A 24,328-nucleotide genomic window follows, 5' to 3' on the forward strand; every position below is an offset into this window, starting at 1 on the left:
TAACAGTTCCTACTTGGCAGAGCGTAAGATAAGAAAATGAAATGCATTGACCTCAGTCAGCAACCAATAAGGGCAACCTGCTCCTTGTGCGGTCTCTTTTGTCTCCGCGTTCTTGATTTGGCACTGCGCTTCTCGCGTTACTTTGCCCATGTTCCACGCACCACCTTCTCTTTGTCTGGTTCCCTTTTTATCATAACTTCCTCACTGAATCGAAATTTCCTTAATCCGGTAGGGTAACTTGTATTAGTCGCGACTAGATCTGACACTGGACCTTGAAAGGTTGAGAGTTACCGGTTTTGATATGGGTGTCTAATCCTTAAACAAAACGCGAGGTAACTCTTCATGCTTCATACTAACAATCCCATTATCAAACACAAAGCCGGCCTGCTCAATCTCGCCGAAGAACTCGGTAACGTATCAAAAGCCTGCAAGAGCATAGGCGTGTCACGCGATACATTTTACCGTTATCAGGAACTGGCTGCTGAAGGCGGCATTGATGCGCTGGTTAACCAGAACCGCCGGGTTCCGAACCTGAAGAACCGCGCCGACGAAGCCACTGAACGCACGGTTGTTGATTATCCTATTGAGTTCCCGCACCATGGGCAGCACCGGACCTGTAATGAGCTGCGTAAAAAAGGCGTGTTTATCTCCGGCAGCGGCGTGCGCTCCATCTGGCAACGACACGACCTGGAGAACTTCCGTAAACGCCTGAAGGCGCTTGAGGAAAAGGTCGCCAGAGAAGGCATTGTCCTTACCGACGCTCAAATCGCAGCCCTGGAGAAGAAGGCGCACGATGATGAGGCCTGCGGTGAAATCGAGACAGCACATCCCGGGTATCTGGGCTCGCAGGACACCTTCTACGTGGGCAATCTGAAGGGGGTGGGCCGTATCTACCAGCAGACGTTCGTGGATACGTACTCGAAAGTGGCGCACTGCAAGCTGTATACGAATAAAACACCGCTCACCGCCGCCGACCTGCTCAATGATCGCGTACTCCCGTTCTACGAGGCTCAGGGACTGCCGGTGCTGAGAACACTGACCGACAGGGGTACGGAGTACTGTGGTAAAGTGGAGCAGTATGATTATCAGCTTTATCTGGCTATCAACGATATCGAGCATACGAAAACGAAGGCGATGTCTCCGCAGACGAACGGCATCTGAGAGCGCTTCCATAAAACCATTTTGCAGGATTTTTACCAGGTTACGTTCGGCAAGAAGTTATATGGAGACCTGGAAAGCCTGCAGGTAGATCTGGACAACTGGTTGTGGCATTACAATAATGAGCGAACTCATCAGGGAAAAATGTGCTGCGGGCGTACGCCGATGGCCACTTTACTCGATGGAAAACGGATCTGGGCAGAAAAGAATCTGAACCAGATGTAATCTGACAGACACCTGTATAAATAATGGGTAACTGTCAGATCTGGTCTGAGCTAGTACAATTTAAGTCACTTAACGCGGTTTAAAACTCGCCGTTATTTTCACTACCAGCGGTTTCTGCATCATCGTAGAAACCCGCTTCGCTTGCTGGTGCAGACACATGATCTTTGTTGTGCAGCAGCATTTCACGCAGTTTTTTATCCAATTCGGCCGCGACTGCTGGGTTTTCTTTCAGGTAATTGCACGCATTCGCTTTGCCTTGCCCGATCTTGTCGCCGTTGTAGCTATACCAAGCACCCGCTTTCTCAATCAGCTTATGTTTCACGCCAAGATCGACCAATTCACCGTGGATGTTGATCCCTTCACCGTACATAATCTGGAACTCAGCCTGTTTAAAGGGCGCAGCCACTTTGTTTTTCACCACTTTCACGCGGGTTTCGCTGCCCACCACTTCTTCTCCATCTTTAATGGAGCCAATGCGGCGAATATCGAGACGTACAGAAGCATAAAACTTCAGCGCGTTACCCCCCGTGGTGGTTTCCGGGTTACCAAACATAACGCCAATTTTCATACGGATCTGGTTGATAAAAATCAGCAGCGTATTCGCCTGCTTCAAGTTACCGGCCAGCTTACGCATCGCCTGACTCATCATGCGAGCCGCCAGACCCATGTGGGAATCACCGATTTCACCTTCGATTTCCGCTTTCGGCGTCAGTGCCGCCACGGAGTCAACGATGATCACGTCAACTGCGCCTGAACGCGTCAACGCATCGCAAATCTCTAACGCCTGCTCGCCGGTATCAGGCTGAGAACACAGCAGGTTATCGATGTCAACACCCAGTTTTTTGGCATAAATCGGATCGAGTGCATGTTCAGCATCGATAAATGCGCAGGTTTTACCTTCACGCTGTGCAGCGGCGATAACTTGCAGCGTTAGTGTGGTTTTACCTGACGATTCTGGTCCGTAGATTTCAACGATACGCCCCATTGGCAGCCCACCAGCCCCCAAGGCAATATCAAGTGACAGAGAGCCGGTAGAGATCGTTTCAACGTCCATTGAGCGGTCTTCGCCCAAACGCATGATAGAACCTTTACCAAATTGCTTTTCGATCTGGCACAGCGCAGCCGCCAATGCCTTTTGTTTGTTCTCGTCAATAGCCATTTCTACTCCTGTCATGCGGCGTAACGCTCTCACTACACGGCCGCGCGCTTTATGTGACTGACACTGGTATGTAATCAAACAGGCGTGTCACCGAATCATTAACAGCATTATACTGTATACACATACAGCATCAAGATTATTTTTGCAGAAATCCATCCAAAAGCATCTGAAGTGCGAAACGCACGGCCTGAAGCCGCACAGCATGCCTATCGCCAAGAAACAGCATTTCACGCGCCAGTAGGTTGCCATGCTTGTCACACCAGCCAAACCAGACGGTACCAACGGGTTTTTCGTCAGAACCGCCGTCGGGGCCAGCAATGCCGCTCACAGAAAGTGAATAATCAGCCCCCGCTGCGCGCAAGGCCCCCTGCGCCATTTCTCGTACGGTTTGCTCACTCACTGCGCCGTATTGGGCGAGCGTTTCCTCACTGACACCGATGATGCGCTGTTTTGCCTGGTTGCTGTAAGTGACAAATCCATAGTCAAACCAGCAGGAACTCCCCGCCACATCAGTAATCGATTTCGCTATCCAGCCTCCCGTACAGGATTCTGCACAGGTCACCTTTGCACCCAACGCAGTCAGGCACGCTCCAATCTGGGCGCTTAACTGCAAAATCTCGGTTTCCATGTTCACTCCACGTTGATTGAGGGTATCGCATCACAGCGTATCATTTTCACACGAGTTTACCTTCCCCTACCACGCTGTTGCGTGCCTTATTCCAGAATTCGGCGCGAAAGTAAAGGGAGTGGCAGGACAGATATAACGCTGGAGGTTAAAACGCGAAGGAGAGTAAAATGGCTCTACGGGTTTGGCGGGATTACATGCAACCAGCACAGCTGCTACAACGCCAATCCTGCGGATTGATCGCCTGATAAAAAAAACGGAAATAGCACTCTTCAATAGGAACCTGGTTATTTTCGAAACAGTCTGCTAACCAGTCTACATTTTCTACAATCCAATCATCTTCATCCAATCCTTCACGATATAATTCATCCTCAGGATCGATAATCGAATATGTTCCCAACGTTCCTAGGTGTTTTTCCTGATATAGCCAAGCGACATTATTTTGATAATAATTAGCTGTATTTTTTGCCACATATCAGGGCATTGGCTGTAATCATTTTTAAGTCGGTTGGCTATATTACTGAGCGTAACACCCTCCAATTTGGCAGCGTATCGCTTGTATCAAAAGGCCTGTTTTTGCCAATATGGACAGGAGCTAGATGCAATGAAACTGGGCGACATCTATTACAGTGAACGCCTGATGTTCTTTCCTTTACGTTAGCTACGCGTCTTCCAGAGACAGAGCAAGCCTTGCCTAAGTGGAAAGAAGCGGCAAAAATAACAACCAATGTTGTAAGCGGTAAGTCCACATCACAGAGGAGCCTGCGTGCCATCTTCTTTCTTTAAATCATTGGGTTTTGCCAGTAAGCGCGCTCCTGATGCCTTAAGCGGGAGCATCACTATCGCGCATTCTGCCGATGCACTGTATGCCTTGTGGCGCAAGCCGGAAACGCTGCCGGTGCTGATGAGCCATTTTGCAACGATCACTATCCTTAATCAGATGGACTCCCTGTGGCGCGCCAATACGCCGCTCGGCTCGCTGCTGGAGTGGCGAGCACGCATCGTGGAAGAGAAACCGGGAGAAGCCATGCATTGGCGTTCACTTCCTGGCGCACTGGTTCCGAACGAAGGGAGGCTGACATTCTCACCTGCCCCCAATGGCGAGGTTAACGTCACGTTGTGGATTCGATTTACACCACCGGGTGGATTGATCGGCAGAAAAGTAGGCCAGCTCTTCACGTTGTTTTCACAAGATATGCTGAAACAAACGCTGGAGCGCTTTAAAAAAATGGCCGATGAGCAACAATTGCCGTCAGCTTAACTCGCCTGAATACGCTGCCGCTGTTTGCTCTATCGCCAGAAGAGCAGTGCCCAATAAGCATTGGAGGCCATATGCTGGAACTTATTAAGACCGTTGGTCTGGGCCTAGTGTTAATTTTGCCCCTAGCCAATCCGTTGACCACCATTGCGGTATAGCCAAGCGACATTATTTTGATAACAATTAGCTGTATTTTTTGCCACATACACGAAGGGGGGCGCAATATTGGCAAGATCGCTACCACGAGCGTAACCCCGCTGTTGCAAATCAGCGCATTAGCGGTAGTAACGATATCTGGAAAGTGGCTGAAACGGTCATGTTCCGGTTCAAAAGGCTTCTGGGTGGTCATCTAAGTCTGAGAGACTACGATGCTCAGGTGGGTGAAGCCATGGCCATGGTCAAAGCGCTTAACCTGATCACGCTATTAGGAATGCCGAACAGTATTCGCATCACGTAACAATCGACCCGTATGGGGCGCAGTCGTTACAAGTTCTGATTTATTCAACAAAGCCCTTTGCCATTTGTAGTTTTTCTACAAATCAGTAAACTTCCCTGTTTTTATCACATTTCCTTATACCAGAGCGCTATTTTATGTCTGCCCGTCAGGCATTTGTTTACGTTCACTTTCTACAGAGAAACATCATGATCGAACTCCTTATAGGTGTTGTTGTGACGGTGCTGGTGGGCCGTTATATCATTAAAAGCTATTCCGCGACCGGCGTTCTGATGGCTGGCGGGTTGATGCTGCTGTTGATCAGCGTGCTGATGGGGAAAAGCGTACTGCCCGCCAGTGCGAAGTCCACGGGGTGGGGCTTAACGGATATTGTTGAATACGTCAAAATTCTGCTGATGAGCCGCGGCGGCGACCTTGGCATGATGATCATGGTACTGTGCGGTTTTGCCGCCTACATGACGCATATTGGTGCCAATGATGTTGTGGTAAAACTGGTTTCACGCCCGCTGAAAGTGATCAACTCACCTTATTTGCTGATGATTGCCGGCTATTTCCTAGCCTGCTTGATGTCACTCGCTGTGTCATCTGCCACCGGATTGGGTGTGTTGCTGATGGCAACGCTGTTCCCAGTTATGGTGAATGTGGGCATCAGCCGTGGAGCGGCGGCGGCTATCTGCGCCTCGCCGGCGGCATTGATCCTGTCGCCGACCTCTGGCGACGTGGTGCTGGCGGCGCAGGCTTCGCAAATGAAGCTGGTGGATTTTGCCTTTAAGGTGACACTGCCGATCTCCATTGCCGCCATTGTGTCTATGGCTATTGCCCACTTTTTCTGGCAGCGCTATATCGACCGAAAAGAGAACATCAGCCACGAAATGGTCGAAGCGCAAGACATTGAAACCAATGCGCCGCGCCTGTACGCCATTTTGCCGTTCACGCCGATCATCGGTGTGCTGATTTTTGATGGCAAGTGGGGGCCGGAGCTGCACATTATCACCATTCTGGTGATCTGCATGCTGCTGGCTGCTATGTGTGAATTCCTGCGTTTCTTTAACGCCAAAACCATTTATGCTGGGCTGGATGTCGCTTATAAGGGCATGTGCGAGGCCTTCTCCAGCGTTGTGGTGCTGTTGGTTGCTGCCGGTGTGTTTGCACAGGGGTTGAGCACCATCGGCTTTATCAGCGGTTTGATTGGGTTGGTGCAATCCTTTGGCAGCGGCGCTCTGCTTATCATGCTAGTGCTGGTAGTGATCACCATGTTGGCGGCAATGACCACCGGGTCGGGTAACGCACCGTTCTATGCGTTTGTCGAACTGATCCCTAAGCTGGCTTCACAGATGGGCATCAACCCAGCCTATCTGGCGATCCCGATGCTGCAAGCTTCTAACCTTGGCAGAACCATTTCTCCGGTGTCTGGCGTAGTGGTTGCGGTGGCGGGGATGGCGAAGGTTTCGCCGTTCGAAGTGGTAAAACGCACATCCGTGCCAGTATTGGTCGGGCTGATTGTGCTAGTGGTTGCTACGGAAATTTTGATCCCGGCATAAAATGAATGGGCATCCCTCACTGTGTATCGGCATAGGTATCTACACATCTTTTGCAATATCTGCTATTACGTTGCTGCATGATCTCAACTTATCCATCGGCGGGATTGAGGCCCGCCTTAACCGGCGTTATCAGCGTCTGGTTAAGCAACACATGACTCCCCCAGCACCATTGGCGTCAGCCGTTAAAGACCTTGCCTGCGCGCAGAAAACAACGTTCGCCACTACTCAGGCCGTTTGGCGTTTTTTTAATAATGAACGTATTAGCTTCAGTCAGCTCAATGAACCGATTATTTCTCTGGCTCTCCGGCAGGTTGCACTTAACCCGCATCCATACGCTCCCGTCGTTCACGACTGGTCTCATTTACAGTTTCGTACCCACAATGGGAAAGAAGAACGTTTGAAAATGACGCATGGTGGCGACGTCGGTTATGAACTACAAACCCGCCTACTGCTTGATGCTGCAAATGGTTTACCAATAGCGCCCCTGTCTCAAACTCTAACCGATAGGGCGGGTTGTCGTTCAACGCTAACCGAGGGCTTGTCTGAAAGTCTGACTCATATGGATGCTTTGACGGCTGATATCGCCCGCGTTGAGTCTCTTGATACCGGGAAGAAGTTAGTTCATCTCATTGACCGTGAAGGTGACTCTATCGGGCATATGCGCACATTAAGCTCCCAGGAAATATGTTGGCTTATCTGGGGAAAGGAAGGGCATCGGGCCGAGTGGGGCGGTGACACCCGTAAAATTGGTGAAATTGCAGACGATCTGCCATTTATCGCAAACGGACAGGTTGGCTGGAAAGGGAAAAAAGCCAATATGGAGATCGGGGAAACATCCGTGATCATAACGCGAACAGCAAAACCGAAGCGGAAAGACAAGAGCACCGGACGGTGAGTGAAAGTTCAGCCAGGCGTAGCTCCGACACTCAGATTAGTTGTGGTTCGCCTTACCGATACTCACGGTAAATTTATCGGACGCTGGACGCTGCTCACAAACGTTAGCAACGAGCTCACCAGCGCGGAAGTCGCTCGCTGGTATTACTGGCGCTGGGGTATTGAATCCTTTTTTAAGCTGCTGAAAGGTGCCGGTCATGATGTAGAAAAATGGCTTCAGCGCAGTGCTGGTGCCCTGCTACGCACTAGCATGGCATGTGTGCTGGTATGGCGGCTGCAACGCGCTGAAGGAGACGACAATGCGGCAGCCCGTCAGTTAATTTGCCGATTATCCGGACGACAACAAAAACGAGGGCGTAAAGAAAGCGCCCCAGCGCTGCTTGCCGGACTATCCATCCTGCTAAATACCTTGACGTTATTAGCAGACTATACCCCGGAAGAACTTGCCCACTTCGCTATGGTGGTTTTTAACCCTTTATAATGTGTAGATATCTATACTTCTGAGGAAAGGCATTTACACAAAATCTTAAACAGGCTCCCGATAACATTTGTTCTTCCCTTGGCTCCCCAGTTCTTCAGGCCAAAACACCGTTGACCTTTTGGGGAATAGCCGTGAGTCCGTGGGGTATCATGTGGAAAACCACTTTCATCAATAAAAACAATAGGTTTACCTTCTTTTTCATACTGTTGTATTTTTTGTTGAAATGCTTGCCGGGCGCTTTCGTCGGCTTTCGGATGGCGTAGAGTTTTTTTTATAGGTCAATCCCAGCTTTTTAAGAGCTTGCCAAATGGCCTTCTGACAAACGCCAAAACGCTCTGCACGTTCTTTTTGGTAAGCATCTGGATATGGTTCAACATCTTTTATCAACTCGGATTTATCGCTCTTTCGCTGACGCGTGGTCGATGCTTTTGACGCTATTTGATTAATCCAATGCGATACAGAGGCAGGGCCAATCCGAAATTGCTTCGCTGTTTCTCGGATACTCAACCCTTCTTCTTCCCGTGTAGATATCACTTTACGTCTAAAATCAATTGAATAGCTCATTTAAATAATGTAATTAAAATTAAGTCGTTTAGCTATAACATCAAACTGGATAAAATCGGCGGCTTAACCGAAGCGCTGCGTCTGCGTGATGAAGCAGTCAAGCACGGGCTAAAAATTATGGTAGGCTGCATGGTCAGTACATCGTTGGTGATGGCACCTGCGTTTATCGTGGCGCATGGGGCTGATGTGGTGGATTTGGATGGCCCGCTATTGCTGCAACGCGATCGCAATAACGGGCTGGATTACCAAGGCAGCATCATCAACGCGCCTTCAGCCGCACTGTGGGGCTAGTGCTGATTCGCGTGTGGTCTGGCACGCACTTTTACTGCCAGGCCATTTACCTTCTTTAGGAGTGTTGTAATGCAACGTATTGTGTATGTTGACGGTCAGTATGTAGAAGAGCAGGACGCCAAGGTTTCCGTTTTTGACCGCGGTTTTTTGTTCGCCGACGCCGTCTACGAAGTGACAGCGGTCATCAATGGGAAGCTGGCTGAATATGACGGCCACATTACGCGCTTGCAGCGTTCCTGCCGTGAACTCGCACTGCAACTGCCAGTTACTATTGATGAACTGAAAAAGATCCATTTGGCGCTGATCGACAAAAACCAGCTGCACGAAGGGGCGATCTATTTACAGCTGAGCCGTGGCAACGCGGGCGATCGTGATTTTCATTTTCTAGGTGCGGAAGTGAAATCCACGCTAGTGCTGTTTACCCAGGCACACTCGGTTATCAATAACCCGAAAGCCGAAACCGGCCTGCATGTAGTGACCTGCCCAGATATTCGCTGGCACCGCCGTGATATCAAGACCGTCAGCCTGCTGGCCGCCTGTCTGGCAAAAGAAGTGGCCCACAGCAAAGGCGCGGATGACGCGTTTCTGGTGGAAAACGGGTTTATCACCGAAGGCAGTTCCTGCAACTGCTATATCGTGCTGGCCGATAACACCGTGGTAACGCGCCAACTGAGCAATGACATTTTGCACGGTATCACCCGTCAGTCAGTGCTGGAACTCGCCGCCAAGGACAATATCACACTGGAAGAGCGTCCCTTCACACCGGAAGAGGCCTACCACGCCAGCGAGATTTTCCTCAGTTCAGCCACCACCTTTGTACTGCCAGTGGTTTCACTGGACGGCGAAACCATCGGCACCGGTAAGCCCGGCCCGATCGCCAAACGACTGCGTGAAATCTATATCGCGCGAGTGAAAGCACAGGTCGAATAACAACGCTAAAGCAGCTTGTTTCAAGCTATAGCCAAGCGACTTAATTTTGATTACACCATATGGACTGAGAACAAAATCTCTGTATCGTAACCACTCTCTCTTTTTTTGCTTGTGCCCATTTATGCTCAATGGGGTTAAGATCTGGCGAATATGTAGGCAAATACTCCACCATATACCCTGCCTCGATGATGACTTGTTGAATATTATGTTTTTTGTGAAAAGTTGCATTGTCCATCACGATTACACTGTTTTTAGGGAGTACTGGGATAAGGACTTGTGTGACCCAGGAATAGAAAACATTGCTGTTAATATTGATATCAAATAATCCGATAGCAAACAGCGTTGTGCCTAATAAAGGAGCCTGTACACGAGATTGTGTAATTGCCTGATTTTGATATGTTCAATCCAACATCAAAAGCGGGTTACTTTATGGACGAAAAACAGTTACAGGCTCTGGCTAACGAGCTGGCCAAAAATCTCAAAACCCCTGACGCTCTCAACCCGTTTGATCGCCTGCTGAAAAAGATCTGCGTTGAAGCTGCCCTTAATGCTGAAATGACCCATCACCTCGGGCATGAGAAGCCCCAGTCCAAATCTGGAACTAACACGCGCAATGGCTACTCCACAAAGACTGTTACCACCGGCGATGGTCCTCTGGAACTGCGTACACCACGTGATCGTGATGGTTCCTTTGAACCGCAGCTGGTGAAGAAGGACCAGACCCGGCTCTCCGGGATGGATAACCAGATTTTATCGTTGTATGCCAAAGGGATGACCACCCGCGAAATTGCCGCTGCGTTCAAAGAACTGTATGACGCGGATGTCTCACCCGCCCTGGTATCGAAGGTCACCGATGCCGTTATGGAGCAGGTTGTTGAATGGCAAAATCGCCCCCTGGATGCGGTTTATCCCATTGTTTACCTTGACTGTATCGTTCTGAAAGTCCGGCAGGACAGCCGCGTTATCAATAAGTCTGTGTTCCTGGCGCTGGGTATCAATATCGAAGGCCAGAAAGAGCTACTGGGGATGTGGCTGGCCGAAAATGAAGGTGCAAAGTTCTGGCTGAACGTGCTGACAGAACTGAAAAACCGTGACCTGACCGACATCCTCATTGGCTGTGTGGACGGCCTGAAAGGGTTCCCGGATGCCATCAACACGGTCTACCCGGAAGCCCGCATCCAGTTGTGCATCGTGCACATGGTGCGCAACTGGATGCGCTTCGTTGCCTGGAAGGACTATAAGGCGGTAACACGCGACTTCAAAGCAGTGTATCAGGCTCCAACCGAAGAGGCCGCGCTTCAGGGCCATAGGTATCTACACATCATAAAGGGTTAAAAACCACCATAGCGAAGTGAGCAAGTTCTTCCGAGGTATAGTCTGCTAATAACGTCAAGGTATTTAGCAGGATGGATAGTCCGGCAAGCAGCGCTGGGGCGCTTTCTTTACGCCCTCGTTTTTGTGTCGTCCGGATAATCGGCAAATTAACTGACGGGCTGCCGCATTGTCGTCTCCTTCAGCGCGTTGCAGCCGCCATACCAGCACACATGCCATGCTAGCTATCAATAACCTGCGTAGCAGGGCACCAGCGCTGAAGCCATTTTTCTACATCATGGCAGGCACCTTTCAGCAGCTTAAAAAAGGATTCAATACCCCAGCGCCAGTAATACCAGCGAGCGACTTCCGCGCTGGTGAGCTCGTTGCTAACGTTTGTGAGCAGCGTCCAGCGTCCGATAAATTTACCGTGAGTATCGGTAAGGCGAACCACAACTAATCTGAGTGTCAGAGCTACGCCTGGCTGAACTTTCACTCGCCGTCCGGTGTTCTTGTCTTTCCGCTTCGGTTTTGCTGTTCGCGTTATGATCACGGATGTTTCCCCGATCTCCATATTGGCTTTTTTCCCTTTCCAGCCAACCTGTCCGTTTGCGATAAATGGCAGATCGTCTGCAATTTCACCAATTTTACGGGTGTCACCGCCCCACTCGGCCCGATGCCCTTCCTTTCCCCGGATAAGCCAACATATTCCCTGGGAGCTTAATGTGCGCATATGCCCGATAGAGTTACCTTCACGGTCAATGAGATGAACTAACTTCTTCCCGGTATCAAGAAACTCAACGCGGGCGATATCAGCCGTCAAAGCATCCATATGAGTCAGACTCTCAGACAAGCCCTCGGTTAGCGTTGAACGACAACCCGCCCTACCGGTTAGAGTTTGAGACAGGGGCGCTATTGGTAAACCATTTGCAGCATCAAGCAGTAGGCGGGTTTGTAGTTCATAACCGACGTCGCCACCATGCGTCATTTTCAAACGTTCTTCTTTCCCATTGTGGGTACGAAACTGTAAATGAGACCAGTCGTGAACGACGGGAGCGTATGGATGCGGGTTAAGTGCAACCTGCCGGAGAGCCAGCGAAATAATCGGTTCATTGAGCTGACTGAAGCTAATACGTTCATTATTAAAAAAACGCCAAACGGCCTGAGTAGTGGCGAATGTTGTTTTCTGCGCGTAGGCAAGGTCTTTAACGGCTGACGCCAATGGTGCTGGGGGAGTCATGTGTTGGTTAACCAGACGCTGATAACGCCGGTTAAGGCGGGCATCAATCCCGCCGATGGATAAGTTGAGATCATGCAGCAACGTAATAGCAGATATTGCAAAAGATGTGTAGATACCTATGGCTTCAGGCGCTGGAGACATTCGGTGGGACATGGGATCACCCCTATCCGCAGATAAGCCGGAGCTGGCAATCAAACTGGGCCAACCTGTCGACATTCTTCTCGTACCCCCAGGAACTTCGCAAGGTAATCTACATGACGAACGCTATAGAATCACTGAACAGCGTGCTCCGGCATGCAATCAAGAAACGCAAGGTGTTCCCGACTGATGACTCGGTGAAGAAGGTCGTATGGCTGGCAATCCAGGCGGCATCACAGAAATGGACGATGCCCTTACAGGACTGGCGTATGGCAATGAGTCGCTTTATTATCGAGTTCGGTGACCTCCTTGACGGTCACTTCTGAGGAAAGGCATTTACACAACATCTTAAACAGGCTCTAATAAAGCGCCGATAACATTTGTTCTTCCCTTGGCTCCCCAGTTCTTCAGGCCAAAACACCGTTGACCTTTTGGGGAATAGCCGTGAGTCCGTGGGGTATCGTCTGGAAAACCACTTTCATCAATAAAAACAATAGGTTTACCTTCTTTTTCATACTGTTGTATTTTTTGTTGAAATGCTTGCCGGGCGATTTCGTCGGCTTTCGGATGACGTAGAGTTTTTTTATAGGTCAATCCCAGCTTTTTAAGAGCTTGCCAAATGGCCTTCTGACAAACGCCAAAACGCTCTGCACGTTCTTTTTGGTAAACATCTGGATATGGTTCAACATCTTTTATCAACTCGGATTTATCGATCTTTCGCTGACGCGTGGTCGATGCTTTTGACGCTATTTGATTAATCCAACGCGATATAGCCAACCGACATTATTTTGATAACAGCCAGCTATGCTTTTTTGCCGCATATCAGGGTATCTGTTGTAATCATTTTTAAGTCGGTTGGCTATACAGCCATGTCAGGCAAGATGATCGCCTTTGCCTGCTGCTCATTATCGGCGTCACTGAGCATGGACGTAAGGAGCTGCTTGCGGTCGAAGATGGTTATCGAGAGTCAGAAGCAAACTGGGCCGAACTTCTTAATGGCCTGCGAGCACGTGGCCTAACCGTATCTCCGAAGCTGGCTACGGGAGACGGTGCCCTTGGTTTTTGGAATGCAATGGCAAAGATATTCCCGGACACGCAGCACCAACGCTGTTGGGTGCACAAAACCGCTAATGTGTTGGCTTCACTCCCCAAAGCCATGCAACCGAAAGTTAAGGCTGAGCTGCGGGAGGTTTGGCTAGCAGAGAGCCGCGATGCCGCTAATGAAGCCTTTGATGTTTTGTTGGCAAGGTTTTCAGCGAAGTATCCTGCAGCGATGAAGAAGCTGGAGAAAGCTCGAGAAGAACTGCTGGCATTCTACGACTTCCCGTCAGAGCACTGGGCGTCAATAAGAACGACAAATCCGATTGAATCGGCTTTTGCGACTGTGAGGCTACGAAGCAGACGCGCGAAGAACGGTGGTTCGAGAGAAACAACCCTGTCAATGGTATTTAAGCTGTTCCAGTCAGCTCAGAAAAGCTGGAACCGACTAAGAGGATTTGACCTGCTGACCCTGGTTGTAAGCAACGTCCAATCTAAGGATGGAGAACAGATTCACGAAGCATCAGAGCGGAACGTAGCCTGATCGCCATACACCAGATTTGCTAATAACTCTTTGCTGTTGTGCTTGTTTACAATGAGTTGGCCGTAGATGGCACAGAAGCCTGTCTCACATCATCCGTTTTTTGCCGTATAATCCCGTGCTTTACGTTTGAGCTTTGGGGTAAGGGTGAAACAACTTTCTCACTTGTTGCGTCGTATGCAGCAGGTATTGCGTGAACCGCAGCCAGCATTGCCGGGAAGTCGACAACTCGTCGTCTCTTTGCCCATGGATGTCGCTGCGACAGAAGAGAGTGAGCCGTCATTGTTGCCTTGGTTGGCCACCCAGCCTGTTTATCCCCAGTTTTACTGGCAGCACCGGCAGGAGCCGGAAGAAGCTGCCGTGTGCGGTATCGTACGCGGTTTTCGCCATATCACTGATGCCGAAGGTTTTTTTAAGCGTCACCGCAGTGCGCCGGATGTGCGTGTCTGGGGGCTCAACGGCTTTGAGCACACCACTGTGGAAGGGGGAGAATCGGCTGACTATCTCTTTTTACCGCGCGTTGAAGTCATTCGTCAGGGCAACCAACTGAGCCTCAAAGTGAATCTGTTCAGTGAGACCTCATTGCAGGCGGATGCCGATGAAGCCGCCGCGTTTATCAAATTCCTGTTGCCCGCGCATCCCATTGCGCCGCTGACCAGTCGCATTGTGGCGCAAGAGCATCAACCTTCGCGGGAAGGGTGGGTTAGCATGCTCGAACAGGCACTGGCCAGTATTACCGCCGATGAGATGGCAAAAGTGGTTTTGGCGCGCTGTACCACGCTGACGTTGTCGCAGCCGCTGCGCGCGGCAAGTATGATGGCCGCCAGCCGCGCCGCCAATCATCGCTGCTTCCACTTTATGCTGGCCCACAATGCTGAACAGGCTTTTATGGGCTCCAGCCCTGAGCTCCTTTACTTACGCCAGGGGACGACCCTGAACACGGAAGCGCTGGCCGGAACGGTCGCCAGCGATGACAACGACCGCACCGCCGAGACGCTCGCGCAGTGGTTGATGAACGACAGAAAAAACCAGTGCGAAAACCAATTCGTGGTGGACGATATCAGCCAACGGTTGCAGCACTCCGCCGCCACGTTGGATGTTATGCACCCGGAAGTGATAAGGTTGCGTAAAGTGCAACATTTGCGCCGCGCGATCCGCGCCACGCTGCATCAGGCTTCTGATACCGCCTGCCTGAATGATTTGCAGCCGACTGCGGCGGTGGCTGGGTTGCCCCGCCAGGCAGCGCGTGCGTTTATTCGTCAGGTTGAGCCGTTTACGCGCGGCTGGTATGCCGGTTCTGCTGGTTATCTTTCACTGGCGCAGGCCGAATTTTGCGTTGCCTTACGTTCAGCAGAGATCAATGGCGATAAAATCAACCTCTATGCCGGTGCTGGCATTTTGCCGGGATCTGATCCAGAGCAAGAATGGGTAGAGCTGGATAACAAAGCGGCAGGGTTAAAGACACTATTCGATGGCGAAGTGTCATAGTTTTGTTTTATCTTTGTTGTGCAGAGTGCGGGTTTATATCAAAGTCAGCATCATGAAAAAAAATATAATAAGCGGTATATCCTGAAATCAGAGCAGTCGAGTCCACCATGTCAACAAGTGTATTTAATCGTCGCTGGGCCACATTATTGCTTGAGGCGTTGACTCGTCATGGCGTTCGCCATATTTGCATCGCGCCGGGCTCGCGCTCAACACCGTTAACGCTAGCCGCGGCTGCGCATGCATCGGTAGTCTGCCATACCCATTTCGACGAACGTGGGTTGGGCCATCTTGCGCTTGGCTTAGCCAAGGCATCGCGTGAACCCGTGGCAATCATTGTGACGTCGGGTACGGCAACAGCCAATCTTTATCCGGCGATCATTGAAGCAGGGTTGACCGGGGAACGGTTGGTGGTGCTGACTGCCGATCGTCCGCCCGAATTGATTGACTGTGGGGCCAATCAGGCCATTCGCCAGCAGGGTATGTATGCCTCTCACCCTACTCAGGTACTCAATCTGCCGCGCCCGACGCCGGATTTGCCCGCACGCTGGCTGGTGTCGGCAATCGATGGAGCGGTGGGGGAATTAACCCACGGCGCGTTGCATATCAACTGCCCTTTTGCTGAACCGCTGTATGGCCCCGATGACGACGATTTGTATCAGGACTGGCTGGCTACATTGGGCGGATGGTGGCAAACGCGCGCGCCTTGGCTGCGGGTAGCACATCAAACGGCGGTCGCCGTGGAGCCCGATTGGCCGCTGTGGCGTAAAAAGCGCGGAGTGGTTCTGGTGGGCCGGGTGACTGCGCAAGAAGGGGCAGAACTGACGGCCTGGGCGGAAACGTTAGGTTGGCCGTTGATTGGCGATGCCCTCTCGCAAACTGGCCAACCGTTGCCTTATGCGGATTTATGGCTGGCGCATCCGACCGCTGCGCAGCAATTGCAGGCGGCCGAGGTGGTCTTGCAATTTGGTGGGAGTCTGACTGGAAAACGCGTGTTGCATTGGCAGGAGCACTGCTGTCCGCAAGAGTTCTGGCTGATTGACCCGATGCCGGGGCGGCTCGATCCGGCCCACCATCGCGGGCGTCGTCTGGTGGCCCCTGTCAGTGACTGGCTTAATGCCCATCCGGCGCACGCGCAGGCACCGTGGGCGCGTGGATTGTCGGCGTGCGTAGAGGCGGTCCGTAATTATGTGGCCGCGCGGTTGGCGGGACCCTTTGGCGAAGCGCCATTGGCGCACCATTTGGCGGCGCTGCTACCGCCAAATGGTCAACTGTTTGCGGGCAATAGTCTGGTGATTCGCCTGATCGATGCACTGGCGCAGTTGCCGGGTGCTTATAACGTGTATGGCAATCGCGGTGCCAGCGGCATTGATGGCCTGATCGCTACGATGGCGGGAGTCCAGCGGGCAAACGGGTTGCCGACGCTGGGGATTGTGGGCGATCTCTCCGCGTTATACGACATGAATTCGCTGGCGTTTCTGCGTCAGGCACCGGCTCCGCTGGTGCTGATGGTGCTGAACAACAACGGCGGACAGATTTTCTCTTTGCTGCCGACACCCGCTCGGGCGCGAGAAGCCTTTTATTGCATGCCGCAAGACGTGGCGTTTAGCCACGTTGCGGCCATGTTCGGACTGAACTACGTTCGAGCGGAAAGCTGGCAACAGGTGAGCGAAGCCACGGCGGCTTGCTGGGCACAAGGTGGCGTAACCTTGCTGGAGGCCGTCGTCGAAGCCAAGGCTGGGGCTGACACGCTCAATCAACTCGCGACGCAGGTTGCCAGCGGTGAGATTGAAACACAGCTGGAAAGCGACATTGCCCGTTTAGAAGCGCTCTCACTATGAGTGCTGGTCCCGCGATGAGCTTGCACTGCCTGCGTATTGCGCCTCCCGATGTTACGCCAGAGACACCTTGGCTGGTGCTGTTGCATGGGTTGCTTGGTCGCGGTGATGACTGGCAGGCGCTGTGCCCGCTGTTGCCAGAGTGGCCCATTCTGCAAGTGGATTTACCGAGCCATGGCGCTTCGACGTGTGTGCGTGTCCGTGATTTCAGCGAGATGCGCCAGCAGTTAGCGCTGACATTGTGTGCGCAGGGCATCACCCGTTACTGGCTGATTGGTTATTCGTTAGGTGGGCGTATCGCAATGGATTTCGCGGCCTCTTGGGCCGGTGAAGCGGCGGAAGGATTACGTGGCCTGCTGGTGGAAGGCGGCAACCCTGGGGTGCAGGAAGATACAGCGCGTCAGGCGCGCATGGAGCACGATGCGCGTTGGGCGTGGCGTTTTCGCCATGAGCCCTTATCCGTGGTACTGGCTGACTGGTATCGCCGGGGCGTGTTTGCAGATTTGGATGATGAAACGCGCCAGACGTTAGTATCTCTGCGCAGTCACAACGATGCCGTTGCCGTGGCAGATATGCTGGAAGCCACCTCGCTAGGTCGACAACCGTGGTTACTGGATGCGGTGCGCCGTCGCGGTTTACCCTTTGGTTATCTGTGTGGCGCGCAGGATCAAAAATTTCAGGCTATTGCCCAGACATATCGCTTGCCACTGTTGTCGGTTGCGCGGGCGGGCCACAATGCTCACCGTGCCAACCCGGCAGCCTATGCACAACAGATACGTAGGTTTATCACTTTGCCCGACGCCGCACAGGCGCAGGGCTGATTATCTCTCTGCCACGGTAGCGCACTGGCACCCTATGAAGGAAGGAACACCATGCTTTATCCGAGTGAAGAACTGCTGTATGCCCCGGTTGAATGGCACGATTGCAGCGGTGATTTTGTCGATATTCTCTACCACAAATCGACGGACGGCATTGCCAAAATCACCATTAACCGCCCACAGGTGCGTAACGCGTTTCGTCCGCTGACGGTAAAAGAGATGCTCCAGGCGCTGGAAAATGCCCGCTACGATGACGGTATCGGCGTGATTATTCTTACCGGTGCCGGTGACAAAGCGTTCTGTTCCGGTGGCGATCAGAAAGTGCGCGGCGATTACGGCGGCTATCAGGACGACAGCGGCGTTCATCACCTCAATGTGCTGGATTTCCAGCGTCAGATCCGTACTTGTCCGAAACCGGTTGTGGCGATGCTTGCCGGTTACTCCATCGGTGGTGGTCATGTGTTGCACATGATGTGCGATCTGACCATTGCCGCAGAAAATGCGATTTTCGGGCAAACCGGTCCGCGCGTTGGCTCCTTTGACGGTGGGTGGGGCGCTTCTTACATGGCGCGTATCGTGGGCCAGAAAAAGGCGCGTGAAATCTGGTTCCTGTGCCGCCAATACGATGCGGCTCAGGCGCTGGATATGGGACTGGTCAACACCGTTGTGCCGTTGGCTTCCCTAGAGAAAGAAACGGTGCGCTGGTGTCGCGAAATGCTGCAAAACAGCCCGATGGCGCTGCGCTGCCTGAAAGCGGCACTCAACGCCGATTGCGACGGCCAGGCAGGGCTTCAGGAGTTGGCTGGCAACGCGACCATGTTGTTCTACATGACGGAGGAAGGGCAGGAAGGTCGTAACGCCTTCAATGAGAAACGTCAGCCCGACTTCAGCAAATTTAAGCGTAATCCATAATGCGTAGCGCGTCGGTTTATCGCTATAGCGTTCCGATGGACGCGGGCGTAGTGTTGCGCAATCAGCGCCTAAAAACCCGCGAGGGGCTGATCCTGCACCTGCGCGATGGCGCGCACGAAGGCTGGGGTGAAGTCGCCCCGTTGCCGGAGTTCAGTCAGGAAACGCTGCCGCAAGCGCAGGCTGCCCTGTGTGCGGCGCTGACACAGTGGCAAACGGGAGACGAGCCGGATGATGCCGCATTGCGACCGTCGGTGGCGTTCGGGCTAAGCTGTGCGCTTGCCGAGTGCGATGCGCGCTTGCCGCTGGCTGCTGATTACCATAAAGCGCCGTTGTGCAGCGGCGATCCGGATGAGCTGTTTGCGCTGCTGCAAGGCATGCCGGGCGACAAAGTGGCGAAAATCAAGGTAGGGTTATACGAAGCGGTGCGTGACGGCATGATAGTCAATGTGTTGCTGGAAGCACTGCCAGATTTGACGCTACGTCTGGATGCCAATCGTAGTTGGACGCGTGTCAAAGCCGATGGTTTTGCACGCTATGTGGCGCCGGAACTGCGTTCACGCATTGCGTTTCTTGAAGAGCCGTGCAAAACCCGTGAAGAATCCCGCGCCTTTGCCCGTGACACCGGTATTGCTATCGCCTGGGATGAAAGCGTGCGTGAGGCCGATTTTCGCGTGCAAGCCGAACCCGGCGTAAGCGCGATTATCATCAAGCCGACGCTGGTGGGCAGCCTGGCACGCTGCGAGCAGTTGGTGCGCGAGGCGCATCAGGCCGGTTTGACGGCGGTAGTCAGTTCCAGCATTGAGTCGAGTTTAGGGCTGACGCAGCTGGCACGTATTGCCCAGTGGTTGACGCCGAATGTTGTTCCCGGTTTGGATACGCTGGATCTGATGCAGGGACAGGTGGTTCGCGCCTGGCCGGATAGTGTGCTGCCGCTGCAATCGTTGGAATCACTGGATAAGGTATGGCAGGCATAACGGACTGGCCTTGGCGATATTGGGCAGCGCGAAAACCGCAGGCGTTAGCGCTGACGGTGGAGGTGCAGGCATGGAGCTGGCAACGGCTGGCATCGCATTGCACCGCACTTGCCGCGGACTTTTCCCGGCAAGGGGTCAACCCTGACGATATCGTGGCACTGCGTGGGAAAAACAGCGCCGCGATGCTATTCAGCTATCTGGCGTTGCTGCAATGCGGTGCGCGGGTGTTGCCGCTGAATCCGCAATTGCCAGCGTCGCTGCTGTCCAGACTGTTACCCTCGCTTGGCGTGGCGTATTTTCTTTCTGTCTCGCCGCCAGACGTTGACGTTCCGGTGCCATGCCATCCCCTTTATTATCCCGAGAGTTTCACTGCGGAGACGCCCTCAGAGCGACAATCCCCTGAATGGCAGGCTTCACGCCTTGCCACCCTGACACTGACCTCCGGTTCCAGCGGGCTGCCGAAGGCGGTGGCGCATGCTTTCTCCGCCCATATCGCCAGTGCGCAAGGGGTCATTGAACTGATGGCCTTTACGGCGCAGGACAGTTGGTTGCTGTCGCTGCCCTTATTTCACGTATCAGGGCAAGGCATTGCCTGGCGCTGGCTGACGGCGGGAGCGCGGCTAGTGCTGCGCAGTGCGCAACCGTTGGAGCACGCGTTGCAGGATTGTTCGTATGCCTCATTGGTGCCGACGCAGTTATGGCGGTTGTTGGCGCAAGGTAATTTGCCTGACGTGTTGAGCGCCGTTTTGCTTGGCGGTGCTGCGATTCCTCTGGAATTGACTCAGCAGGCTGAGGCTCGAGGTATTCGCTGCTGGTGTGGTTATGGCATGACGGAAATGGCTTCAACGGTCTGTGCCAAACGGGCTGATGGTCAAGCTGGCGTCGGTCTTCCTTTACTGGCACGTGAAATAGCGGTGCAGGACGGGGAAATTTTGCTGCGCGGTGACAGCATGGCCGCAGGGTATTGGCGGGACGGTGCGTTGCTGCCGCTCACGGACAGTGACGGTTGGTTCCATACGCGCGACAGCGGGGTGTTCCAACACAATGAGTGGCATGTGCTGGGGCGGTTGGACAATCAGTTTTTCAGCGGCGGTGAAGGTATCCAACCGGAAAATATTGAAGCGCTGCTGTTGGCACATCCGAAGGTGCAACAGGCTTGCGTAGTGCCGGTGGCGGATGCCGAATTCGGTCAGCGTCCGGTGGCTGTAATAGACGTCTCCCCCGAGGTGACGCTTGCTGCTATCCGTGACTGGCTCACGCCGCAGTTAGCGGGCTTTCAACAGCCGGTCGCCTACTACGCGTTGCCTGCAGAATTACACGGCGGCGGCATCAAAATTGCGCGGGTGCAGCTGCAAGCCTGGGCGGAAAAAATCTACCTCAATGGCACGAATTAAGCGGTTTTTTTACGCGTTCGTTGATGATGTTAATGCAATTTGTTGCTGGTCACTGGGGCTGATTCAGGTAAAATCCCTCAGATGCTATGTCTTGATTGTATACCCGTCATACTTCACGTTGCAGATGTGTTGGCAGTGCTCGCTCACCCGAATCACTGACCTGAGTAAGCTTATCGGGATTCACTCCCTTGCCGCCTTCCTGCAACGCGAATTATTTAGGGTATAGCGTTTAATGATCGATTTAAGGATAAACACAATGAAAAAGATTGCGATTGCCCTGGCAGGCAGCTTGCTGCTGGCAACAGCGACGGCTCAGGCTATCAGCCTCTCCGGGGAAGCGGGTGATGACTATGCGGGCGCGAGCGCGGGCTTTGGTCTGGGCGTTCCTGGTCTCGGCGCTAACGTCAGTTACGGTCACGGTAAAGACAATAATGACGTGTACGGTTTCGGTTTGGGCTATACGCTGCCGCTGGGTGCGGCATCACTGACTGTGGGCGGCAAAGCGCTCTATTTGAACCAGCAACACGCGACCGACGGTTATGGTGTGGCGCTGGGCGGTGGGTTGCAGTTCCCGATCAACCGCTATTTCTCTCTGTATGGTGAAGGGTATTATGCGACGGACACGTTCTCCAGCCATATCGATCACTATGTAGAAGCAAAAGGCGGCGTGCGCTGGCAGTTGTTACGCCCGCTTAATCTGGATCTTGGCTACCGTTATATCAATATCGGTGGTGAAAGCGGACGCTCTGATAACAAAGTGGCTGATACGTTCTACTTGGGCGCAGGCTTTACTTTCTAAGCCAACGCGTAGCGTCATAAAAAATGGGTGTTAGTGAGCCCTGATGGGATAGGCGATCAGCCTACCGTCGGCAGCCAGCCACTCGCCATGGCGCACTGTATTGCAATAATGCCGATACCGCATAAAAACACCAGCAGTAGTGCCGGTGTACCGCCCGGCGTCGATGCACCCACAAGGTGCTGTTGCCGCACGCGCCAGCTGAGCAGCGCCGGAATTAACAACGCCAGCACCGCGAGCGCAATGGCGGCATAACCCAGCGCCATGACAAATCCTTGCGGATAGAACAACGCAAAAATCAGTGGCGGCATAAACGTCAGTGCACCCGTTTGTAGTCGTCCACGCGCCGTATTCTTGCGTTTGAACAAATCGGCAAGATAGTCAAACAGACCAAGAGCCACGCCAAGGAAGGAGGTTGCCAGCGCCAGATCGGCGAAAAGGTGGACCGCAACTTCTACGTGAGGGGAGGCAACCAACGTTCGGATCGCTTGCATCAGCCCATTTAAACCGGCTTGCTGCGCCAGGATCGCCGTGAAGGTGTTGCCACTCAGCGCGCCAAGCGTTGCCAGCTGCCAGAACAGATACACAAACAGCGGTATGGCGCTGCCGATGATAAAGATACGGCGCAACTTGCGGCTATCTCCCCCCATGTAATGCACAATGCTGTGAATACTGCCGTGGAAGCCAAATGACGTCAGTACCACAGGCAGTGCGGAGAGCGTGAGCCCTTGTTGCAGCGGGAGTGTCAGCAGGTTCTGTTTTTCGACGTGCGGAATCATCATCCCCAGCATGACCAGCAGCATCAGCAATTTTCCGCTAACCAGCAGACGGTTAAAGAAATCTACTGATGTGGTGCCGATGCATACCACGCTGCCCGCAAGCAGGGTAAACAGCATAATACCCGCAGACGATGGGAGCGCGTAGCCACTCCACTGGTGCAGGCTGCTTGCCAGCAGTTCGCCAGCGCCACTGATATAGGCGGCGGTGAGGGCATACATCAAAAACAGCATGCTGAAGCCCGTGAGCCATTGGCCCCACTGACCCAGATAAATTTTTGCCAGCGTGCCTAAACCGGTATGGGATGGCTGATACTGATAGACTTCGACCAGTAATAACGCGCTGTAGCACATCAGCAGCCACAGGCTCAACAAGATAGCGAAAGTGACGCTGAAACCCACGCCGGAGGTTGCCAACGGCATAGCGAGCATACCCGCGCCAATAGTGGTGCCCGCGACGATAAATATGCTGCCAAATGTACGATTTTTCACCCTTTCTCCTGAGTGTGATGCTATCTCTTTTTCTTATGGCAGTGCAGACTAGAGTATTCCGTAAAGTATGTCAAAACTCCGTTACGATGGTTGTAAAGTTGACGTTACGATTTAGGCGCTTTCACAAAAAGTGGGTAGCGGTGAGCGCGGCGATTGTCTTTCTGCGAGGGAGTTTTTACAGTGAAAGAAAAACACAGGAGTAGAACATGCTGAGGGTGGAGATGTTGTGTACCGGAGACGAAGTGCTCCACGGACAGATTCTGGATACTAGGCTGTGTCCCTTAATTGCTTGAGCTATAGTACCCATCTGTTTCTACGACACTTTTGATTATGGCTCGCTACGATCTTTCTGATGAAGCATGGGCAATCATTGAGCCCTTGTTGCCGACCGTTTTGACATCTCCGCGGGCCGGCAGGCCGTGGGCAGAACATCTAAAAATCTTCAACGGCATGTTCTGGATATAGCCAAGCGACTTAATTTTGATTACACCATATGGACTGAGAACAAAATCTCTGTATCGCAACCACTCTCTCTTTTTTTGCTTTTTGCTTGTGCCCATTTATGCTCAATTAGGTTAAGATCTGGCGAATATGTAGGCAAATACTCCACCATATACCCTGTATCGATGATGACTTGTTGAATATTATGTTTTTTGTGAAAAGTTGCATTGTCCATCACGATTACCCTGTTTTTAGGGAGTACTGGGATAAGGACTTGTGTGACCCAGGAATAGAAAACATCGCTGTTAATATTGATATCAAATAATCCGATAGCAAACAGCGTTGTGCCTAATAACGCGCCGATAACATTTGTTCTTCCCTTGGCTCCCCAGTTCTTCAGGCATAGGTATCTACACATCTTTTGCAATATCTGCTATTACGTTGCTGCATGATCTCAACTTATTCCATCGGCGGGATTGATGCCCGCCTTAACCGGCGTTATAGCCAAGCGACATTATTTTGATAACAATTAGCTGTATTTTTTTGCCACATAT

24 protein-coding genes and 8 pseudogenes are annotated in these 24,328 nt (G+C 52.4%); 20 read left to right on the plus strand and 12 right to left on the minus strand.

Going from position 1 to position 24,328, the window contains the following annotated elements; translation table 11 throughout:
- The first annotated feature begins 342 nt into the window (after positions 1 to 342).
- Positions 343 to 1,383, plus strand: a pseudogene (locus tag ACD630_RS02050) (IS481 family transposase).
- Between the two features lie 79 nt (positions 1,384 to 1,462).
- Here the strand turns inward: ACD630_RS02050 and recA are convergent.
- From recA to ACD630_RS02070, 4 genes are all read right to left on the minus strand, one after another.
- Positions 1,463 to 2,542 carry a recombinase RecA gene (gene recA / locus ACD630_RS02055; RefSeq protein ID WP_430357966.1) on the minus strand — a complete coding sequence of 360 codons (1,080 nt, stop codon included), beginning with the start codon at positions 2,540 to 2,542 and terminating at the stop codon, positions 1,463 to 1,465.
- A gap of 136 nt (positions 2,543 to 2,678) precedes the next feature.
- Positions 2,679 to 3,170 (minus strand): nicotinamide-nucleotide amidase, encoded by a 492-nt coding sequence (gene pncC / locus ACD630_RS02060; RefSeq protein WP_430357967.1) that lies wholly within the window; start codon positions 3,168 to 3,170, stop codon positions 2,679 to 2,681.
- A 190-nt stretch (positions 3,171 to 3,360) separates the two neighbouring features.
- Positions 3,361 to 3,639: a hypothetical protein gene (locus ACD630_RS02065; protein WP_430357968.1), complete on the minus strand. Its 279-nt coding sequence runs from the start codon at positions 3,637 to 3,639 to the stop codon at positions 3,361 to 3,363.
- Positions 3,573 to 3,707, minus strand: coding sequence for a hypothetical protein (locus ACD630_RS02070; protein ID WP_430357969.1), 135 nt, complete (start codon positions 3,705 to 3,707; stop codon positions 3,573 to 3,575). Before ACD630_RS02070 ends, ACD630_RS02065 begins: the two co-directional genes overlap by 67 nt.
- Before the next feature lie 226 nt (positions 3,708 to 3,933).
- Here ACD630_RS02070 and ACD630_RS02075 point away from each other — a divergent pair, with 226 nt between their 5' ends.
- From ACD630_RS02075 to ACD630_RS02100, 6 genes and pseudogenes are all read left to right on the plus strand, one after another.
- On the plus strand, positions 3,934 to 4,428 hold the full coding sequence (locus ACD630_RS02075) for an SRPBCC family protein (RefSeq protein ID WP_430357970.1): 495 nt from the start codon (positions 3,934 to 3,936) through the stop codon (positions 4,426 to 4,428).
- 71 nt (positions 4,429 to 4,499) lie between these two features.
- Positions 4,500 to 4,580 (plus strand): annotated as a pseudogene (locus tag ACD630_RS02080) (stress protection protein MarC); the annotation flags it as partial.
- A 53-nt stretch (positions 4,581 to 4,633) separates the two neighbouring features.
- A pseudogene (locus ACD630_RS02085) lies at positions 4,634 to 4,882 on the plus strand (IS5/IS1182 family transposase); the annotation flags it as partial.
- Between the two features lie 185 nt (positions 4,883 to 5,067).
- Positions 5,068 to 6,420: an anaerobic C4-dicarboxylate transporter DcuC gene (dcuC, locus tag ACD630_RS02090; protein WP_430359850.1), complete on the plus strand. Its 1,353-nt coding sequence runs from the start codon at positions 5,068 to 5,070 to the stop codon at positions 6,418 to 6,420.
- A gap of 70 nt (positions 6,421 to 6,490) precedes the next feature.
- A complete protein-coding gene (locus tag ACD630_RS02095; protein ID WP_430357971.1) occupies positions 6,491 to 7,315 on the plus strand; it encodes a hypothetical protein in 825 nt (274 codons plus the stop codon).
- Positions 7,316 to 7,795 (plus strand): hypothetical protein, encoded by a 480-nt coding sequence (locus ACD630_RS02100; RefSeq protein ID WP_430357972.1) that lies wholly within the window; start codon positions 7,316 to 7,318, stop codon positions 7,793 to 7,795. It begins immediately after the preceding gene.
- Positions 7,796 to 7,806: 11 nt separating this feature from the next.
- Here the strand turns inward: ACD630_RS02100 and ACD630_RS02105 are convergent, their stop codons facing one another.
- Both ACD630_RS02105 and ACD630_RS02110 read right to left on the minus strand, forming a co-directional pair.
- On the minus strand, positions 7,807 to 8,070 hold the full coding sequence (locus ACD630_RS02105) for a transposase (protein WP_430359851.1): 264 nt from the start codon (positions 8,068 to 8,070) through the stop codon (positions 7,807 to 7,809).
- Positions 7,994 to 8,359 (minus strand): IS630 transposase-related protein, encoded by a 366-nt coding sequence (locus tag ACD630_RS02110; RefSeq protein WP_430357973.1) that lies wholly within the window; start codon positions 8,357 to 8,359, stop codon positions 7,994 to 7,996. The genes ACD630_RS02105 and ACD630_RS02110 overlap by 77 nt, the downstream gene beginning before the upstream one ends.
- Before the next feature lie 36 nt (positions 8,360 to 8,395).
- On the opposite strand from ACD630_RS02110, the pseudogene ACD630_RS02115 reads away from it, so the two are divergent.
- A pseudogene (locus ACD630_RS02115) lies at positions 8,396 to 8,650 on the plus strand (dipeptide epimerase); the annotation flags it as partial.
- Between the two features lie 69 nt (positions 8,651 to 8,719).
- On the plus strand, positions 8,720 to 9,580 hold the full coding sequence (locus ACD630_RS02120; RefSeq protein ID WP_430357974.1) for a D-amino-acid transaminase: 861 nt from the start codon (positions 8,720 to 8,722) through the stop codon (positions 9,578 to 9,580).
- A gap of 40 nt (positions 9,581 to 9,620) precedes the next feature.
- Here the strand turns inward: ACD630_RS02120 and ACD630_RS02125 are convergent, their stop codons facing one another.
- Positions 9,621 to 9,962 carry a transposase gene (locus ACD630_RS02125; RefSeq protein ID WP_430359852.1) on the minus strand — a complete coding sequence of 114 codons (342 nt, stop codon included), beginning with the start codon at positions 9,960 to 9,962 and terminating at the stop codon, positions 9,621 to 9,623.
- Positions 9,963 to 10,009: 47 nt separating this feature from the next.
- On the opposite strand from ACD630_RS02125, the pseudogene ACD630_RS02130 reads away from it, so the two are divergent.
- Positions 10,010 to 10,882: pseudogene (locus ACD630_RS02130) on the plus strand (IS256 family transposase); the annotation flags it as partial.
- Between the two features lie 19 nt (positions 10,883 to 10,901).
- On the opposite strand, the gene ACD630_RS02135 reads toward ACD630_RS02130, so the two are convergent.
- Positions 10,902 to 11,060 carry a hypothetical protein gene (locus ACD630_RS02135; protein WP_430357975.1) on the minus strand — a complete coding sequence of 53 codons (159 nt, stop codon included), beginning with the start codon at positions 11,058 to 11,060 and terminating at the stop codon, positions 10,902 to 10,904.
- Positions 11,061 to 11,132: 72 nt separating this feature from the next.
- Positions 11,133 to 12,212: a hypothetical protein gene (locus ACD630_RS02140; RefSeq protein ID WP_430357976.1), complete on the minus strand. Its 1,080-nt coding sequence runs from the start codon at positions 12,210 to 12,212 to the stop codon at positions 11,133 to 11,135.
- A 41-nt stretch (positions 12,213 to 12,253) separates the two neighbouring features.
- Between ACD630_RS02140 and ACD630_RS02145 the strand changes: the two are divergent.
- Positions 12,254 to 12,595, plus strand: a pseudogene (locus ACD630_RS02145) (transposase); the annotation flags it as partial.
- A 22-nt stretch (positions 12,596 to 12,617) separates the two neighbouring features.
- On the opposite strand, the gene ACD630_RS02150 reads toward ACD630_RS02145, so the two are convergent.
- Positions 12,618 to 13,046 (minus strand): IS630 transposase-related protein, encoded by a 429-nt coding sequence (locus ACD630_RS02150; protein ID WP_430357977.1) that lies wholly within the window; start codon positions 13,044 to 13,046, stop codon positions 12,618 to 12,620.
- Between the two features lie 82 nt (positions 13,047 to 13,128).
- On the opposite strand from ACD630_RS02150, the pseudogene ACD630_RS02155 reads away from it, so the two are divergent.
- The 8 genes and pseudogenes from ACD630_RS02155 to ACD630_RS02190 all read left to right on the plus strand — a co-directional run.
- Positions 13,129 to 13,851, plus strand: a pseudogene (locus tag ACD630_RS02155) (IS256 family transposase); the annotation flags it as partial.
- 144 nt (positions 13,852 to 13,995) lie between these two features.
- Entirely contained in the window at positions 13,996 to 15,336 is a 1,341-nt protein-coding gene (gene menF / locus ACD630_RS02160; protein WP_430359853.1) for an isochorismate synthase MenF, read from the plus strand.
- A 107-nt stretch (positions 15,337 to 15,443) separates the two neighbouring features.
- On the plus strand, positions 15,444 to 17,174 hold the full coding sequence (menD, locus tag ACD630_RS02165) for a 2-succinyl-5-enolpyruvyl-6-hydroxy-3-cyclohexene-1-carboxylic-acid synthase (protein WP_430357978.1): 1,731 nt from the start codon (positions 15,444 to 15,446) through the stop codon (positions 17,172 to 17,174).
- Entirely contained in the window at positions 17,171 to 17,992 is an 822-nt protein-coding gene (menH, locus tag ACD630_RS02170) for a 2-succinyl-6-hydroxy-2,4-cyclohexadiene-1-carboxylate synthase (protein ID WP_430357979.1), read from the plus strand. Before menD ends, menH begins: the two co-directional genes overlap by 4 nt.
- Positions 17,993 to 18,043: 51 nt before the next feature.
- Positions 18,044 to 18,901, plus strand: coding sequence for a 1,4-dihydroxy-2-naphthoyl-CoA synthase (gene menB / locus ACD630_RS02175; RefSeq protein WP_430357980.1), 858 nt, complete (start codon positions 18,044 to 18,046; stop codon positions 18,899 to 18,901).
- Entirely contained in the window at positions 18,901 to 19,875 is a 975-nt protein-coding gene (menC, locus tag ACD630_RS02180; protein WP_430357981.1) for an o-succinylbenzoate synthase, read from the plus strand. The genes menB and menC overlap by 1 nt, the downstream gene beginning before the upstream one ends.
- The gene (gene menE / locus ACD630_RS02185) at positions 19,863 to 21,269 is read left to right on the plus strand and encodes an o-succinylbenzoate--CoA ligase (protein ID WP_430357982.1); all 1,407 of its coding nucleotides are present in this window, start codon (positions 19,863 to 19,865) and stop codon (positions 21,267 to 21,269) included. Before menC ends, menE begins: the two co-directional genes overlap by 13 nt.
- Before the next feature lie 256 nt (positions 21,270 to 21,525).
- A complete protein-coding gene (locus tag ACD630_RS02190) occupies positions 21,526 to 22,068 on the plus strand; it encodes a YfaZ family outer membrane protein (RefSeq protein WP_430357983.1) in 543 nt (180 codons plus the stop codon).
- A 56-nt stretch (positions 22,069 to 22,124) separates the two neighbouring features.
- Here ACD630_RS02190 and tyrP read toward each other — a convergent pair whose 3' ends face one another.
- Entirely contained in the window at positions 22,125 to 23,333 is a 1,209-nt protein-coding gene (gene tyrP / locus ACD630_RS02195) for a tyrosine transporter TyrP (protein WP_430357984.1), read from the minus strand.
- Between the two features lie 330 nt (positions 23,334 to 23,663).
- On the opposite strand from tyrP, the pseudogene ACD630_RS02200 reads away from it, so the two are divergent.
- Positions 23,664 to 23,795, plus strand: a pseudogene (locus ACD630_RS02200) (IS5/IS1182 family transposase); the annotation flags it as partial.
- A gap of 22 nt (positions 23,796 to 23,817) precedes the next feature.
- Here ACD630_RS02200 and ACD630_RS02205 read toward each other — a convergent pair.
- Positions 23,818 to 24,192 carry a transposase gene (locus ACD630_RS02205; RefSeq protein ID WP_430357985.1) on the minus strand — a complete coding sequence of 125 codons (375 nt, stop codon included), beginning with the start codon at positions 24,190 to 24,192 and terminating at the stop codon, positions 23,818 to 23,820.
- Positions 24,193 to 24,328: the final 136 nt, after the last annotated feature.

Source organism: Symbiopectobacterium sp. RP, from assembly GCF_050472005.1.
Lineage (GTDB): Bacteria > Pseudomonadota > Gammaproteobacteria > Enterobacterales > Enterobacteriaceae > Symbiopectobacterium.